This is a genomic window from Dechloromonas sp. HYN0024 (assembly GCF_003441615.1).
Lineage (GTDB): Bacteria > Pseudomonadota > Gammaproteobacteria > Burkholderiales > Rhodocyclaceae > Azonexus.
In genome coordinates, this window is the sequence record NZ_CP031842.1 from 636045 (window position 1) to 651916 (window position 15872).

A 15872-nucleotide genomic window follows, 5' to 3' on the forward strand; every position below is an offset into this window, starting at 1 on the left:
GTTACACGCCGAACAGAATATGAGCGCATTTTTGCTATGTGTTGGAGCCTTTGCCTCTACATTGGCAGGTGGCTTTGTTGCCTTGAGATTCAGCGATAGGTTGCATTACCTTTTGAGCTTTGCTGCCGGGGTATTGTTAGGCGTTATTTGCTTTGAAATACTTCCGGAAATATTTCATCAGGCACAGTTGGAAAATATTGAGCCAACCGGAGCAATGGTTGCCCTGCTCGGTGGCTTTCTGTTTTTCCATGCGCTGGAGAAATATGCCCTGGTTCACCATGTTCATGAGTCTGATTATCCCTACCATCAACACCCCCATCGAGGCGTACTCTCTGCCTTGGCACTGGTTGGACATAGCTTTGTTGATGGGGTCGGAATCGGATTGGCTTTTCAGGTATCCCCCTCCGTCGGGGTTGTCGTCGCTATTGCAGTGATCAGCCATGACTTTTGTGATGGACTCAATACCGTAAGCCTGATGTTGCTTCATCGAAATACCAGAAAGCGTGCGTTGAAAATGCTTTTTCTGGACGCGTCGTCACCTATTTTGGGGGTGATTTCAACGATGTTTTTTCAGGTGCCTTCGAATGTGTTGATTGGCTATTTGGGCTTTTTTGCTGGGTTTCTTTTGTATATAGGAACGTCGGATATCCTGCCCGAAGCCCATTCTAAGGATCGAGCAGGTGTTACCGGACGGTTGCTCCTTCTGACAGGCCTCGGCGCAACATTTATCTATGTCATAACAACGCTCGCTGAGTAACCCTCTCCACAGTCCTCTCTGAAAACAGCTACATGACCGACGGGGGGCACCGGCCAATTCCTCCGGGAACTGAGTAGCGGGAGGACTTTAGAGTCCGATCCCAAGCGACATGGAGATTGGGTTGGCTAAGCTAGTGCTTCTCTTAAAATGAGATATTCAGCTTCAGCTTTGCCTGGGGCTGAGTGTTTCCATGCATTATTTAAGTCATCTTTTGATAGATGTTGGCCAAGTCGTTTCATGAGTTCGTCGCGACGCTCATTGGATATCTCAGAAATTTGACGCGCGGCCCTGGATACGATGGATTCTGTTGTGGAACCAACGTTTAGATCTCGGATTGCTATAGTATTCATCTCGAGTCTCAGCTTTTGTAAAATTGTTATTATCCTGAGGTGCCCCCCATAAACAGTGCCACGGGGAATTTAGTAAAGTCCGTTTTCGAGAAGGAGAATGGACTTGAAGAAGCGGTTTTCAGAAGAGCAGATCATCGGCTTTTTGCAGCAGGCAGAAGCCGGCATACCGATCAAGGAACTGTGTCGGCAACATGGCTTCAGTGACGGATCGTTCTACAACTGGCGAGCGAAGTTCGGCGGCATGTCGGTTCCAGATGCCAAGCGTCTGAAGGAATTAGAGGCCGAGAACGGTCGGCTTAAACGTCTGCTGGCCGAATCGATCCTCGATGCGGAGGCACTCAAGGCTGCTTTAGGCCGAAAACGCTGAGCCCCCAGCAAAAGCGTGAGGCAGTCATGGTGATGCGTGAATCGACAACGATTTCCGAGCGCCGTGCCTGCCTGCTGGTGGGTTTGTCGCGCACGGTCCTGCATTACGAATCGACGGCACAGCCAGAGAATGAGCAATTGCAGGCAAGACTGGTTGAGCTAGCCAGCGAGCGTCGCCGGTTCGGCTATCGCCGTCTGCATGCCTTGGTTCGCCGTGAGGGCGTTCAGGTCAATCACAAGCGTATCTATCGCCTCTACAGCGATGCCGGCCTATCGGTTCGGCGCCGCAAGAAGCGACATGGTGTGGCCGTCGAGCGGCAGGCGCTGGAATTGCCGTCCTCACCGAACCAGGTCTGGTCGATGGATTTTGTCAGTGACGCATTAGCCAATGGCCGCCGGATCAAGGTGCTGACCATCGTCGATGACTTCAGCAAGGAGGCCATCGATCTCGCTGTCGATTTCGGAATATCGGGACATTACGTGACCCGGGTGCTCGATCAGGCTGCGCGTTTCAGGGGCTATCCCAAGGCGATCCGGACCGATCAGGGACCGGAATTCACCGGCAAGGCGTTGGACCAATGGGCCTACCAGCACGGCGTGCAGCTCAAGCTGATCCAGGCTGGCAAACCGACGCAGAATGCGTTCATCGAGAGCTTCAACGGCAGGTTTCGGGATGAATGCCTGAACGACCATTGGTTTACGAGCTTGCCTCAGGCTCGTATCCTGATTGCCGCTTGGCGCCGCGACTACAACCAGCATCGGCCGCATAGCTCACTGGATTACCTGACGCCCGCAGAGTTTGCAGCCAAGCACCGATCCAGTGATCCCGACGATCCTGTCGGGAAAGGATGTCTTTAGAAGTGCAAACCAAGGACTTTTACTAAAACGCCCTTGGCACTAAATCCGGGGGCACCTCAATCCATTGGAAATAAATTCGTTGCCCGCTCTTTGTGACTAGACCTCTAATGTCCCCCGTGATCGGTGACGGCGCTGCTTGGTGCTGTTAGTCTGGCGTGAAGGCTTGTCGTAAGGCTAACTAGTTGTGAAATATTTTCGATGCGTACCAGCTCAAGGTGGCTTGGGGAAAGATCCTGCATGTTTAGTGCTACACGAACGGTTGCTTCTACTGGGTGATCGCGGTATTCGGCTGCATAGAGGCAAAACCAGTTATCTGGATCGTCGCTTGATTTCTTCCCGACACGCTTAAGTTGCGTAACGCCCTTCGGCTTTTTTTTGCCCTTGGCTATCCCCGCTTTCTCTTCGTCGAGGGGATGAACAGCGGTGACTTTGGCTGATTTTTTGTTCACTGAGGTGACTTGAAAACGAATGTGCCGCAAATGGTCTTCGGCAACATATGCTTGGAACATTGGCATCGTGATACCGATTTCTCGGTCTTCGAAAGATATGGAAATACGCTTGCCTTGCTTCGAGTGAACTAGTTTCCAGAGTGCCTGATCATGGTCGGATAAGTTCTCCAGTGCCTGTCTGGCCTGTTCAGTGTCAGCGTGTGAAAGGGAGGTGGCCAGTCGCTCAAGGTCTCCGACGCGAATGATGCTTAGTTCTGCTTCCTCTCTCAGTTGCTCAATTTCGCTATGCATGCGGTGAGCTACCGAGGGCGTTTTTTTATTCCTCTTTCGCTGTGTGTCAAAATCGAGTGAAAGCTGTGGTGTTTCTGAGAGGCTAAATGTCCTCCATAGAAAACCATCTTTACTCTCCAGTCCTCTGATCAGTTGGCTTTCATTTAGCGATGTAGCAAACGGCATTGTCGCTTGCACGATTTTTTCTGCCTCTACCACCCGTTTGGCGAATTGCTCATCACTCGGTCCTGGATCTGCTGCACACAGAGGAATAGAAAATGCGCGAATCAGTTCAGTCATTTTTTTCCTTTCCTTCATTACCAGTGCTGGCAGACTGTTTTTGTTCATTGAATAAGTTGCAGGCGCTTGCAGCGAGCATCAGGGCATTGATGCCGGTCATGCCGAGTGCAGCGTTTCGGAACAAATTTTCTTCCCCGTTCATTGAAGGGGTTGATGTCAGAGCTAGGTAAGCGGAAGGACGGCCATAGCGATTTTTGATGAGTTCGCCCTTCGGCATGGCAGCTATGCCGGTGTGAAAAATTGCCTCGATGGTTGCTTTTGTCGACAAGCTCAAGTCAGCTTGGGCACGAATAACCATTCGAGACCGTGGAAAATCTGACGTATCTAAGAGCCGGATGAAATCGGCAGCCAAACTTGGTTTTTCAAGCGACAGGTAGCCCTTTTGGTAGCAGCTACGCCACGAAGCAATCCCGCTTTTGGCGATTTCTGACGCGAGATTTCTTGACAGTTGGTCATAAAGGAAAGCCACTTTTTCCTGCCCAGTCCGGCGAAAATCAATGGACCGGCACGTTGTCGGGCTCAGTATCTTTGATAGCGCTATGAGCGCGTCGCCATTACTGGAGGCAACCCATTGCCGCGGGATTTCACCAATTTTCTGAAGGGTGCTCGTGACGCAATTGGCGAGCAAATATACGCTTTCGCTTGTAATGTTGCTGCGAAGTGCGATGGCCTTGGCAGAGTGCCCCGCCTGGATATCGTTCAGTAGATCAAGCGCGCAGGACAGCGTTAGAGACGTACTCGCCTTGGCGCGTAGTGGACTTTCAGGAACAATAAAATCAAAGTCATGAGCTGCTTCTGTGGTGAGTAGCGTCGGGTTTGCCCGTTGAACAAAATTAAGGGCAATCACCCCGTCTGTCAGGCCCGAATTACGCTGGCGTTGTCGAGATCGCGCCTGCCGGAATCCGGCGTGAGTCATCGCCACGTGGGGTGCAACGCTAGGCCATCGATCCATTTGAGCTGCGATCGCCTTGTCCAAATCTTCCCGAAGAAGGACTTCGGGAAAATGGAAATACGTCGAAAATCCTGTATGGGGGGATTCATGCCCGGTGGCGGCAGCTCGTTCTTCAAATGGATTAATATCGAGATGTTGAGGTGCGCGTGCTGCAGCCAACCAACTGAACGATACAAAGGTATGTGATAGCGCATGTGATGCGATAGTTGGATCCCCTGTTGCCGATTTTAGCAATTGATTCAGGCTGATATAGAGGTGCCCAGACCGATACTTCTTGTCAGCCCGGTACGGATCGCCGAAAAAATAGTCCCCAGGGTAAGCGCCTTCCTCGGTTCGTCGTTTCAGCCAATTTTCAATAAGCTTTACAGCTACAGGGTCGAATATGTCACCAGGGTGCTGTGCCGCAGGGCTTTTGTTTCCGCCATCCCTGGAGTGGGTGGCAATTTCGATGTGCGCAACATTCTTGATCACTTTTACGTTCTGCTTGCGTAGCGTTAGCAGCTCGTTTGCCCGAATTCGCATTCCGGACAGTATTTCAAAGGCAACAGAAAGCTGAGCATGCGAACGCTCGTCGCTTCCTATCGTTTCCAGCCACGTTCGAACAGTTTTAGTTTCGTGTGGCCAAACGATATTTGCCTTGGGGGGTACTGGCGGCACCCACTTGTGCAGTGAGGTCCAGAGAGGCTCGACATCAAACCATGTCGAGATAAAGAAATGCCAGCTGCCTATGGCAGAAGCGAGTGTGCGCGCTTTGCTCGAACTCAATCCATCCAGCAGACCTTTGTAGGTTGTAAAGTAGGTCGATGCAGAGATTTCTTCGAGGACTTTCCCTTTAAACGTTGTTAGCAACAAATTTGCAGCGGCAGAAACATACTTGGCCGGCGTGATTGCTTTGAGTACCTGTTTGCGGCGGGTGCCTGATTCGAGTAGATCAATGACCCACGCCAAGATCAGACCACTGATTGGGCCAGATTCGGACGCGTGAGATGCCAAAGCCAGGCACTCTTTCAGCATCCGTTTTTTGTCGTCTGAATTGCTCGCCGACTTGTTTCGCTGGCAAATACGCTTAATTTCGCTGACGAGCCAGCTGCCGCTGTCGTCATTGTTTTGATCAAGATAGGCAGCGATAGCTACTTGAAAACCCTGGTGGTGATAGACCTCTTGAGACTCGTCGGTGAACGTGACGAGGGCAAGTCCCGACTCCGCTCGTGCCAATGCGCTTTTGTGGAGAGAGGTCATCGGTACTAGACCTGAAACGTGGGCGTAGACAGGGTCTGAGATATGTTCACGAAGCCATGCGAGTGCATCGGATAATAGGACGGGCACATCGTAGGCACCTTCGTAGTCCGGAAAAAGTTGTGTAAGCACAATTGCTATCTCATCAAGCACTTTGCTTGTCGTGACTTTTTCAGTTCTGGGTGCGGCGAGTGCTGCCTGAGTGAACGGGCTAAGGTATCGCCGCTGAAGTGAGCCGCCCGCATTGAGCCAATCGAGGCAGACGTGATCACGCCAGCGGAAAACGGAGTCCAAGTTTGCAATCGCATTTTCCAGATCTGGCTTCGTGGCAACTGCATCGAAGATGATTAGCGACCAGCCAATTCGTGATGCTTGACTCGGAAAATAAATCTCGCCTTTGAGCGTCGCATCAATGATTTTCGAGAAGCGATACGCCGCGTATGACTCAAGCGGCGCAGAGCGAAAATGCACGCGACGAACAGAGTCAATGAAAACCGTTGGCAGGATGTTTTTCGGATCCAACGATCCTTTTTTCAGACTCAATTTGATAGCCATTTTTACTTCCCCTTATTTGACAGCGAGGCCGGGGGAGGCCTCGATACCGAGTTGGGTAAGAAGCTTTTCCTGGGCTCCAGTGATTGCTGCAGCTGCAAGCGACAGTGGATCTCCGCAGGTCGAACATTGCGATTCGACCCCGTGCGTGATGTGCCGCAAAAGTAGGTCGATGCGCGAACTCCAGACACCTGCTTCGCGCAATTCGGTTTCCCAAAAATGACGCCCCAGATCTCCGCTGAAACGAAGTTCATCCGGCCACCAGCCTGTCAATGCAGCGGTGCCAAGCGGGGAAAATTCCTGGTTTTCATCAATCTCAAAAAACAGCGGCATGCAGCGGCCAGAGTGAAATGCCTCTAGTGCTACGATTAGCTTGCGGTTTTCAGCGACAGGATTTTTTTGAAGGCGGCGATACAAAGCGGCACAGTGGGCGTACCAGTATTTCAACTGTTTCTTGAGGATTGAATTGACTGGAACTTTGGTCTCACCAGGAAAGGCGCCGACCCACTTATCGTTGAAACTCGAAAAATCGGCTTCTGGGAGCAGGTTGTGGGTGTTGAACCTCAGTTCTTTTACTTCGCGTCCAGCTAGACAGAAGATTGCAATTGAGGCGCAAAGTCGTGCATATGCATTGTGAAAACCGATCAAGCGCTCGATTGAAGAATTACGGCCTGGGTTGAGCTCAAAAACTGACGAAACCATCCAGGTGTGCCAGTCGTAAAGTGCGTCACGCGTGGGTACGATTCGAGATCCAAATGGCAAACCAGGCTCAAATGAAACTGGTTCTCCCCATCCCAGGGCAGCAAAAAGAGTTTTGCTTGCCGCCCACGTCTCGTTCCTTTGCACGTGACAGTAGTAAAGTTTCGACCCTGGAATCAGCGCATAGTCGTTAACTAGTATCGCCGCCGTTAGCCGGTCGATGCCAAGATTGACGCAGTACGGGCCAGCTGTCGAAAGCATTCTCGCTATCGATGGCGACAGCGCAGCATCGCTGTTGGGCAAGGTTAGTTGCCGGCCATACGTATTTGCATCAGGTAGTAAATCGGCGAGTGTTGATGCGTCCGGATATTCGCGCTTAAGTTTTCTTAGAAGATTGGCAACAACTGCTGGCATCGGCTTTACGATAATTTTGTTTGCAGGGCGGAAACAGCAAGCTTTCGTCTCTGGTGTAGCCGCGCTCGGGGTTATCGGATCGAGATTGGTTTTTATAAGTCCCGCATCGATGTCCAGCGCCATAATCCAAGCATCACTAATTTCGATCGATGCCAATGGGATATATATCGACGTGCGCAAGCTTAGGCCCAACGAGAATGCGACGAGCTCCAGCAACGCTGTTTGCTCACCGCCTTCAGCACGCTTAAGCAGTGCGTTGGCTGATTCCAGTAGCTGAGCCTCGGATTGGTGTCTGCGGTCGAGGACGGCTTGGCGCTGCCGAGGCGGTGAATACCGCATCTTGCGCGATAGTTCGAAGCGAGCATGAACATCAAATAGACGCTCGCAGTTGCTAGATTCTGGATTTGGATTGCTACCGTTTTCGAAGATCTCCGCAGCCAGAGCGCGCTTTTTGCGGTAGATCCCTTCCCATGCCAAATGGGATTTTTCGTCATTACATTTTTCGTCGAACAACTTTGGTGCAACAGAACGACGAATAGCAGTGGCGAAAGCTTTTTCAACCTTTTTTCCAGTCGCAAGCGCCAATGCGATGGCAAGGCCCGTTGCTTCAAGCTCCAGTAAAAGATTCGCTGTGGCGGCCTGATGTAGTGACACGCATAGCGAATAGCCTGGATACGGAAGGAGACGCCGGAACATCGGGATCTCAAGTTCTTCCTTTTTGTGGGAAATGTCCCCGTTCTGGCTTAAATGGATTGCGAGTTGGGCCACACTTTTTTCAACAACAATAAACGTCGGCGACGGTGACAACAGAGTCTTGCCGTAGATTTGTATTGCGCTTGATGCGATACCCACTACTTCAGCAAATAGCGGCTTGTCGGCAGGGGCGCTGATGACATCTGCAAGGTAATCACGTACTGCGATGATTTCTGAGTTGAGATTTCTTTCGGTTTCTTTTTGTCGGTCGATCGGAAGAGATATGGTGTTGCTGTAATTGGTAAAAATGCTCATGGAAATGCTCCTGATGGGAAGATAAAAATCCAGGTGCCGGGTATAGACGTGACGAGACCTCGTTCAACGACGAAGTCGAAAAAAGGGATGAGCCAGCCGGCGCTAGCTAAGCGGAGAAAATGCCCAAAAAGTCGGTGAACGGCCTATTGCGGGGCGGTGCTTTTTAAATGGAAATTGTGGACAAATTAGTCCCGAGGTAGCAAACTTTGGTAGTTTGCAAATAACCTGTATCGCGAACCAAACTGGGTCCGCCTCCATTTTTAGGAGTGGAGTTGAATCCTACTCAGCAACTCTAAGTTGCTGTTTTAAGCGGCAGTGAGTCGCCGAAGCCTTGAAACTATTTAAGCTAGTTGTCATCCTGCCATGACTACTGCGTTTATGCAACTCCGAGTGCCTAACAGCAAGAAGTAGTCAAGGCCGAGGGGGGCTTTTGGGTTGAAGGTGTGACATGAATCGAATTTGTTTGTTGTTGTTCGTTGTATAGTTGTCACAGTTTCAATCTGGGTCGTGAATGTTAAGTGTATGAACATTAACGAATTGTCGCGATTGATGCCATTCAACCCAAAACTAAATACCTGCATATACACACCTATTTCTGAAGCTTCGGGACGCAATCGAATCCTGTCACTCCGACCACAACACTGCAGAGAAAAAGCACCTAGCCATCCTTCGGGGTGGCTTTTTGCTTTTTGTGGTCGGTGTTTTTGTACTGCTCCCGATTGCTTGGAGATAAATTCTGGGTGCGCTTTCGGGTTTGTCGAAGTGTGGTAAAAATGGAAGCTTGCAGATTTTCTGCAGGCTTTTTTGTTTTCGGGGTTCTCCATGAAATACCTGCTTTTGTTGGCATTCCTTGCGGCGGTCTGGTGGGTGTGGTCGAAGCGTCAGGTGGGTGAGAGACGAGATGCTCAGCAGCGGCCGGAGGCGCCGTCTGAAAAGATGGTGATTTGCGCGAATTGTGGTGTCCATCTCCCCGAGAGCGAAGGCCTTGCCGGTGGTGGCCAGCTTTATTGCTGCGAAGCGCATCGCGTCGCAGGCAGTTCCAAGGCGCCCTGATGCCGCGTTGGCTTTCATCGACCTGGGAGGCCAACTGGCGGTCGTTCCAGTACTTCAATCTGTACCGTTTGGTACTTGCTGTATTGCTTTTTCTTGCCCTGGTTTTCCCCCACGACTGGACCTCTCGTTTGAACCTGTCGCCATCCCCCCTGATTTTCGGGGTGACCGGCTTCTATATTCTGGCAACCGTGGCCGGCCTACTCTCGGCAACGTACTGGCAGCATCGATTCAACAGCCAACTGTCGGCCCAGATGCTGGTCGATGTGCTGGTGGTCAATTCGATCATGTATCAGGCTGGTGGTGTTGGCAGTGGCTTGAGTGTGCTGTTGCTGGTGTCGCTGGCGGCAGCCAGTCTGGTCGGGCGTGGGCGGCTGGTGTTGTTCTATGCGGCACTGGCTACCCTGGCGATTCTGCTGACGCAGATTTATGGCATTTTCGCCAGCGGATTCGACGAGGCATCGATCGTTCAGGCGGGTTTTATTTCCGCCGGCTTTTTTGCTACTGCGGTTCTGGCCCGTTTGCTCGGACAGCGGGTGATGATCAACGAGGAACTGGCTCGTCGACGGGGCGAGGCGCTGGATAACCAAATCAGGATCAGCCAGCGCGTCGTAGAGCGGGTACAGGATGGCGTACTGATCGTTGCCAAGGGCGGGGTGGTCAGCCATAGCAATCCTGTTGCCAGGGCGATGCTTGGCTTGCCTGATGCGGAGGGTGGGGTTGCCCTGATCGCACCCGCCCCGTCACTGGCCACGGCGCTGCAGGCATGGGACGAGGGGCAGGGTGACGATGGTTTGCAGTTTTGCGGCGCCGACGGCCGTGACTTGCAGGCGCGTTTTGAACGTACGGCGAGTACAGATGGCGAGGTCTTGGTATTTCTTGACGATGTTGGCCGTATCAAGGAGCGGGCTCAGCAGTTGAAGCTGGCGTCGCTGGGGCGATTGACGGCAAGTATCGCCCATGAAATCCGCAATCCCTTGTCGGCCATTGGCCATGCAGGCGAACTACTGCGAGAAGAGCGGCGGGGGGATATTCAGGATCGGCTGCTGCGTATTCTTAACGAGAACGTGATTCGCCTTGACCGGATTGTCGTCGATATTCTGGAGCTCGGCCGCCAAAGTGTGGCCGAGCCGGAGCAACTGCAGCTTGACCAGTTTTGCGCCGATTTCGTCGAGCGCTTTGTGGCGACGGAAAGTTTGTCGCCCGATGTGGTCGTTTTGGAGGCAGTTCCCCTCAATCTTTGCTTTGATCGTTCGCATCTGCATCGCGTGCTCTGGAATCTGGTCAGCAATGCCTTGCGTCATTCAAGCCAGGGGCCGGGAGCGGTCCGTATCGAACTCTGCCATGCGGCGCATGAAGGGCAGGTAGAATTGCATGTAATAGATGACGGTGCCGGGGTTCCCGAAGCCGTGCGCGAACAGATATTTGAACCATTTTTCACGACGCATACGCATGGTACCGGCCTCGGTTTATTCATTGCGCGTGAATTGTGCGCGACCAACGGGGCGAGCCTGGCCTTGGTCTCTTCGGCAGGTGGAGCGCATTTCATTGTGGCAGGGAGAAACGACAAGTGTCTGGTGGCAGAATCGAACGGCGCCCAAGGGGCGAACTGAGCCGGGTCCTCGTCATTGACGACGAGCCCGATATTCGCGAACTGATCGATTTGACCCTGGCCCGCATGGGCCTGGCGACCGAGTGTGTCGGCTCGGTAGCGGAGGCACGAGCCGCCCTGGCCAGCGATGTATTCCAGCTCTGTCTGACGGATATGCGGTTGCCCGATGGCGATGGGCTGGAGATCGTTCGCTGCATTGCCGAGTCTCATCCGCAGACGCCGGTCGCCGTGATAACCGCCTACGGTAGCGCCGAAAACGCGGTTGCTGCACTCAAGGCCGGTGCTTTTGATTATCTCGCCAAGCCGGTTGGCCTCGAGCAGTTGCGCACCCTGGTCAAGGCGGCTTTGCGCCTGCCCGGTGGCGAGCCAGATGGCGAGCCGTCGTTGCAGGCACTGATTGGCGAATCGCCGAGCATGCAGCAGGTGCGGGCGATGATCGAAAAGCTGGCGCGCAGCCAGGCACCCATCTATATTTCCGGAGAGTCAGGCAGCGGCAAGGAACTGGCCGCACGCCTGATCCATGGTCGCAGTGCGCGTGCGGTGGGGACCTTCGTCCCCGTCAACTGCGGGGCGATTCCCGAAAATCTCATGGAAAGTGAGTTCTTTGGCTATCGCAAAGGGGCGTTTACCGGTGCGGATAGCGAACGCGAAGGATTTTTCCAGGCGGCGCATGGTGGCACCTTGTTTCTCGACGAGGTGGCCGATCTGCCGCTCGCCATGCAAGTCAAACTTTTGCGGGCCATTCAGGAAAAGCGGGTACGCAAGGTAGGGAGTGTGGCCGAGGAGCCGGTCGATGTCCGCATCATCTGCGCGACGCACCGAAATTTGCGTGACCTGGTCGATAAAGGCAGCTTCCGTCAGGACTTGTATTACCGACTCAACGTTATCGAACTGCGCATGCCACCGCTGCGTGAGCGGATGGAGGATATCGTGCCCTTGGTCGAGGTCATCCTGCGCCGAGTGTACGGTGATATGCCGCCCAAGCTGTCGACCGGAGCGCTCAAGGCGCTGGCGTACTACTCCTTCCCCGGCAACGTCCGCGAACTTGAAAATATTCTCGAACGGGCGACTGCCCTTTGTTCCGGCGACCTCATTGAAGTCGAGGATCTGCACCTCGGCCCGGAAGAGATGTCGGGTAGCGAGGATCAGGGACGGGGCAGCGAAACGCTGGACGAATACCTCAATCGCCTGGAACGTCTGGCTATTCTTGAAGCCTTGCAGAAATCCGAAGGAAATCGAACCGCTGCGGCTCGCCTGCTCGGGGTTACCTTCCGCTCAATGCGCTACCGGCTTGAGCGCCTGGGTATCGAGTGATGGACTGGCAGCCTGATGGCTGGCTGGCTGGCGTGCGCTGGCTGCCTTCGCCCAACTTCGGCATGCGGCCGGCCGGCGAAGCAGTATCCCTGATTGTCGTGCACAACATCAGTTTGCCGCCGGATGAATTTGGGGGTGACTGGGTCGAGGATTTTTTCCTCAATCGTCTGGATGCCAGCGCGCATCCCTATTTTTCGACCATTGCCGGATTGCAGGTATCGGCCCATTTTTACATCCGCCGCGATGGGCGGATTGTCCAGTTCGTCGGCTGCGACCAGCGGGCCTGGCATGCCGGGCAATCCTGCTGGTGCGAACGTGACAACTGCAATGATTTCTCGGTGGGAATAGAGCTCGAAGGCTCAGATAGCCAGCCTTATGCGGCCGCACAATACGAGGCGCTGTGGCAGCTCATTGACGCCCTGCGCCAGCGCTATCCGATAGCCACTATCGCAGGCCACTGTCACATTGCCCCCGGACGCAAGACCGATCCGGGGCCGGCTTTCGACTGGCCAGCCCTGCGGGGTCGTTATTCTGACCTCGATCTACCGCCCGAAATAGCGGCCTAAGCGTTCAGCCGCCTCGGCCAGTCGGTCGACGCTGGTCGTATACGCAAAGCGGATGTGTCTTTCTGGTTGATTGCTGCCGAAATCAAGGCCAGGCGTCGCCGCGACGCCGGCTTTTTCCAGCAAGTCGGCAGCCAGTGCAAAGCTGTCGCCAGTCAAGGCAGAGCAATCGCAATAGAGGTAGAAGGCACCCTCTGGCCGGGCTGTGATGCGAAAGCCGATGCGCTCCAGGGCCGGGGCGAGAAAATCACGGCGGCGGCGAAACTCGGCGCGCCGGGACTCAAGCAGGGCGATGGTGTCGGGCGCGAAGGCCGCCAGTGCTCCGTACTGGGCCGGCGTCGACGGGCAGAGCGTGAGGTTCTGGGCCAGTTTCTCGACATCGCGTACGTACGCTTCGGGAACGACCATCCAGCCCAGCCGCCAGCCTGTCATCTGGAAATACTTGGAAAAACTGTTGATCACCCAGATATCGTCGCCGGCAGCACAGGCGGTCGGTGCATCGGTTTCGTAAGTCAGGCCGTGGTAAATCTCGTCGACCAGAAAATGCCCATTTTTTTCCCGGCAGACGGTGGCCAGCCCCTCAATGTCGGCGAGCGACAATAATGTCCCGGTCGGGTTGGCGGGCGATGCCACCAGCAGACCGGCGGTATTCGCCATCCAGTGCTGGCGAAGGAGGGCCGGGGTTGGCTGGAAGTTGGTTTCAGGTCCGACCGGGATATTCTGCGGTCGCCCGTCATATGTGCGCAGAATGTGACGGTTGCATGGGTAGCCGGGGTCGGTCAGCAGCCATTCGCGGCCGGGATCAGCGAGGCAGGCAAAGGCCAGGTTAAGGGCGCCGGAAGCACCATTGGTGATGACAATGCGGCTGGACGCGACGCTAACCCCGTAACGCTCGTTGTAGAAGGTGCTGATCGCCTGGCGCAAGGCCGGCAGGCCGAGAGCCTCGGTGTATTTTGTTTTGTCGCTTTGTATCGCCTCGACGGCTGCCCTGGCGATTGGCTCGGGGGTCGGGAAATCGGGTTCGCCGACTTCCATGTGAATGATGTCGCGTCCTTCGGCTTCGAGTTGGCGGGCGCGGGTCAGCAGTTCGACGACGTGGAAGGGTTCGATCTCGGCAAGGCGGGCGGCGGGATGATACATGCGCTTCTCCAAAACAAAACGGCCACCCGGAGGCGGCCGTTTGATTATCGCAGGCTGATGAAGATCAGGCAGCGTCCTTGAAAATGCCCATTTCGAACAGTTCGCGCTTGAGCACGAGTTCGCGCGGCATCTTTTCGCCCATCTTGTCGAACCACTCCTTGTGGCCGGCCAGTTCAGACTTCCAGGCATCCGGATCGATGGTGCTGAGGGCTTCGAAATCGGCCTTGTTAATGTCGAGGCCGGTCCAGTCGATGTCTTCGAACTTCGGCATCCAGCCCAGCGTGGTTTCCTTGGCGCCGACGGTGCCCTTGCAACGCTGAACGATCCACTTGAGGACGCGCATGTTGTCGCCGAAGCCCGGCCACATGAATTCGCCCTTTTCGTTCATGCGGAACCAGTTCACGCAGAAGATCTTCGGCGTCGCATCGACGGTCTTGCCCATCTTCAGCCAATGGTTGAAGTAGTCACCCATGTGGTAGCCGCAGAAGGGCAGCATGGCGAACGGGTCGCGGCGCACCACACCTTGCTGGCCGAAGGCGGCAGCGGTGGTCTCGGAGCCCAGCGTGGCGGCCATGTAGACGCCGTAGTTCCAGTTGAAAGCCTGGTAGACGAGCGGCACGGTGGTGGCGCGACGGCCGCCGAAGATGAAGGCGGAAATCGGCACGCCGGCCGGGTCTTCCCAGGCGGCGTCAACCGACGGGCACTGGCTGGCCGGGGCGGTGAAGCGCGAATTGGCGTGGGCGGCCTTCTTGCCGGCCTTGCCGTCTTCCGGCGTCCAGTCGTTGCCTTGCCAGTCGATCAGGTGATCCGGCGCCTGCTTGGTCAGGCCTTCCCACCACACATCGCCGTCGTCGGTCAGCGCGACGTTGGTGAAGATGATGTTTTCCTTGAGCGTGGCCAGGGCGTTGAAGTTGGTCTTCTCGCTGGTGCCCGGGGCGACGCCGAAGAAACCGGCTTCCGGATTGATGGCGTAGAAGCGGGTGACGCCATCCTTGTCGACGCGCGGCTTGATCCAGGCGATGTCGTCACCAATGGTGGTGATCTTCCAGCCGTCCAGGGTCTTCGGCGGGATCAGCATGGCGAAGTTGGTCTTGCCGCAAGCCGACGGGAAGGCGGCGGCGACGTAGGACTTTTCACCTTCCGGCGACTCGACGCCGAGGATAAGCATGTGTTCGGCCAGCCAACCCTGGTCGCGGGCCATGTTGGAAGCGATGCGCAGGGCGAAACACTTCTTGCCGAGCAGGGCGTTGCCGCCGTAGCCGGAACCGTAGGACCAGATTTCCCGGGTTTCCGGGTAGTGCACGATGTACTTGACGGTCGGGTTGCACGGCCACTTGGCATCCTGCTGGCCCGGTTCAAGCGGGGCGCCCACAGTGTGCACGCAGGGCACGTATTCGCCATCGGTGCCGAGCACGTCAAAGACCTTCTTGCCCATGCGGGTCATCGTGCGCATATTGACGACGACGTAGGCGGAGTCGGTGATTTCAAAGCCGATGTGGGCGATCGGCGAGCCGAGCGGACCCATCGAGAAGGGAATGACGTACATCGTACGACCCTTCATGCAGCCCTTGAAGACGCTGTTCATGGTCTCGCGCATCTTGGCCGGGGCTTCCCAGTTATTGGTCGGGCCGGCGTCTTCCTTGTTCTCGGAGCAGATATAGGTGCGGTCTTCGACACGGGCCACGTCGGAAGGGTCAGAGAAGGCCAGGAAGGAGTTCGGGCGCTTGGCTTCGTTGAGCTTGATCAGCGTGCCGGCCTCTACCATTTCGGCGCACAGGCGGTCATACTCTTCCTGCGACCCGTCGGCCCAATGGATACGATCCGGCTGGGTCAGGGCGGCAATCTCGGCGACCCATTTCTTGAGGCCTTCGTGTTTGACGTAGTCAGGTGCATTCAGCGGTGCGGTCATGGCGGTGTCTCTCTCTAAGTTACTGAAATAGCTAGTTTTCACGCCAGTCGCCGGGAGCTGCTGCCAAGACTTC

11 protein-coding genes are annotated in these 15872 nt (G+C 55.0%); 6 read left to right on the forward strand and 5 right to left on the reverse strand.

Annotation, left to right across the window (positions count from 1 at the left end; translation table 11 throughout):
* Window positions 1-19 precede the first annotated feature (19 nt).
* Window positions 20-757, forward strand: coding sequence for a ZIP family metal transporter (locus tag HYN24_RS03080; RefSeq protein ID WP_117607907.1), 738 nt, complete (start codon window positions 20-22; stop codon window positions 755-757).
* Between the two features lie 453 nt (window positions 758-1210).
* Window positions 1211-2331 (forward strand): IS3 family transposase gene (locus tag HYN24_RS03085; protein ID WP_371413211.1). Its coding sequence is split into 2 segments (ribosomal slippage): window positions 1211-1468 and window positions 1471-2331, totalling 1119 coding nucleotides; the frame shifts between segments, so codons are not numbered across the junction.
* A 104-nt stretch (window positions 2332-2435) separates the two neighbouring features.
* Here HYN24_RS03085 and HYN24_RS03090 read toward each other — a convergent pair.
* The 3 genes from HYN24_RS03090 to HYN24_RS03100 are packed head-to-tail and all read right to left on the reverse strand — an operon-like array spanning window position 2436 to window position 8211.
* Window positions 2436-3350, reverse strand: a complete 915-nt coding sequence (locus HYN24_RS03090; RefSeq protein ID WP_117607908.1) for a hypothetical protein — start codon at window positions 3348-3350, stop codon at window positions 2436-2438.
* Window positions 3343-6093: a hypothetical protein gene (locus HYN24_RS03095; protein ID WP_117607909.1), complete on the reverse strand. Its 2751-nt coding sequence runs from the start codon at window positions 6091-6093 to the stop codon at window positions 3343-3345. Before HYN24_RS03095 ends, HYN24_RS03090 begins: the two co-directional genes overlap by 8 nt.
* Before the next feature lie 12 nt (window positions 6094-6105).
* Window positions 6106-8211: a hypothetical protein gene (locus tag HYN24_RS03100; RefSeq protein WP_117607910.1), complete on the reverse strand. Its 2106-nt coding sequence runs from the start codon at window positions 8209-8211 to the stop codon at window positions 6106-6108.
* An 822-nt stretch (window positions 8212-9033) separates the two neighbouring features.
* Between HYN24_RS03100 and HYN24_RS03105 the strand changes: the two genes are divergently transcribed.
* Genes HYN24_RS03105 through ampD form a run of 4 tightly spaced genes read left to right on the forward strand, consistent with a single transcriptional unit; the run spans window position 9034 to window position 12753 of the window.
* Window positions 9034-9264, forward strand: a complete 231-nt coding sequence (locus HYN24_RS03105) for a PP0621 family protein (RefSeq protein ID WP_117607911.1) — start codon at window positions 9034-9036, stop codon at window positions 9262-9264.
* A complete protein-coding gene (locus HYN24_RS03110) occupies window positions 9264-10874 on the forward strand; it encodes a PAS domain-containing sensor histidine kinase (RefSeq protein ID WP_117607912.1) in 1611 nt (536 codons plus the stop codon). Before HYN24_RS03105 ends, HYN24_RS03110 begins: the two co-directional genes overlap by 1 nt.
* Window positions 10832-12187, forward strand: coding sequence for a sigma-54 dependent transcriptional regulator (locus HYN24_RS03115; RefSeq protein WP_117607913.1), 1356 nt, complete (start codon window positions 10832-10834; stop codon window positions 12185-12187). Before HYN24_RS03110 ends, HYN24_RS03115 begins: the two co-directional genes overlap by 43 nt.
* Window positions 12187-12753 carry a 1,6-anhydro-N-acetylmuramyl-L-alanine amidase AmpD gene (gene ampD / locus HYN24_RS03120; protein ID WP_117607914.1) on the forward strand — a complete coding sequence of 189 codons (567 nt, stop codon included), beginning with the start codon at window positions 12187-12189 and terminating at the stop codon, window positions 12751-12753. Before HYN24_RS03115 ends, ampD begins: the two co-directional genes overlap by 1 nt.
* On the opposite strand, the gene HYN24_RS03125 is transcribed toward ampD, so the two are convergent.
* Together HYN24_RS03125 and HYN24_RS03130 are read right to left on the reverse strand one after the other, a co-directional pair.
* Entirely contained in the window at window positions 12730-13890 is a 1161-nt protein-coding gene (locus tag HYN24_RS03125; protein WP_117610181.1) for a pyridoxal phosphate-dependent aminotransferase, read from the reverse strand. The genes ampD and HYN24_RS03125 overlap by 24 nt on opposite strands.
* Window positions 13891-13954: 64 nt before the next feature.
* The gene (locus HYN24_RS03130) at window positions 13955-15799 is read right to left on the reverse strand and encodes a phosphoenolpyruvate carboxykinase (GTP) (protein WP_117607915.1); all 1845 of its coding nucleotides are present in this window, start codon (window positions 15797-15799) and stop codon (window positions 13955-13957) included.
* Window positions 15800-15872 lie beyond the last annotated feature (73 nt).